Origin of the sequence: Agathobaculum sp. LCP25S3_E8 (assembly GCF_052117165.1) — a bacterium.
Lineage (GTDB): Bacteria > Bacillota > Clostridia > Oscillospirales > Butyricicoccaceae > Agathobaculum.
On record NZ_JBQKJR010000161.1, the window covers coordinates 1 to 795 of the forward strand.

Annotated in this window: 1 protein-coding gene; it reads right to left on the reverse strand. The window is 59.1% G+C overall.

Features of this window, described 5'->3' with window-relative positions; genetic code table 11:
- Positions 1-134: 134 nt before the first annotated feature.
- Positions 135-795, reverse strand: a 661-nt coding sequence (locus ACTQ34_RS18075; protein ID WP_441364981.1) for an S-layer homology domain-containing protein, incomplete at its 5' end; no start/stop codon positions are given.

A 795-nucleotide genomic window follows, 5' to 3' on the forward strand; every position in this document is an offset into this window, starting at 1 on the left:
GAAATGGGTTACTTCATAGTCGGCTTTCTTTTGGTCGATAACAGCAAAGCAAAGGCGGCGGCAAGGAATCGGTCTATTCCTTGCCGCCGCCTTCATCTGTTTAATTTTTAGCCTTACTGTTGCTCAAGCCCTTTTTACTTGACCATGAAGCGGTACAGGAAGGTCACGATCTGAGCCCGAGAGCACTCATTGGCAGGTCCAAAGAGTCCGCTGCCAATGCCGCTGGTGATGCCGTTCTGCGCGGCCCAAGCCACGGCATCGGCATAGTAGCTCTCAGCGGTAACATCGCCGAACGCGATGCCATCAGAAGCCGTGGGAGACCCGGCCGCGCGATAGAGGAAGGTCACGCTCTGACTGCGGGTGCAGGTGGCATCGGGGCTGAACATACCATTGCCGGTCCCTCCCGTGATGCCGTTCTCCAGTGCCCACGCCACCGCCTTGGCATAGTAGGCATCCGCGGGAACATCGGAAAAGTCGCTCAGGTTTTCCGGCTCGGGGCTGCCAGCCGCCCGCCACAGGAAGGTAACAATCTGCGCACGGGTGCAGGAAGCGTTGGGAGAGAAGCTAGAGTCGGAAGTGCCGCCGGTGATGCCCCGGGCAGAGGCGAAGTCCACGGCGTCCTTTGCCCAGTGGTTGACGGGATGAATGTCCACGAACACCTTGGCGTTGTCCACGATTTTCACGGTGGCGGAGCCAGCCAGTGTCAGCGCCACGCCATTTTCAGTGGGAATGGATGTCTTGACGATCTCCTCGGTGCCGTCGGCATTGACGATGACGGCCACAGTGCCGGGAGTA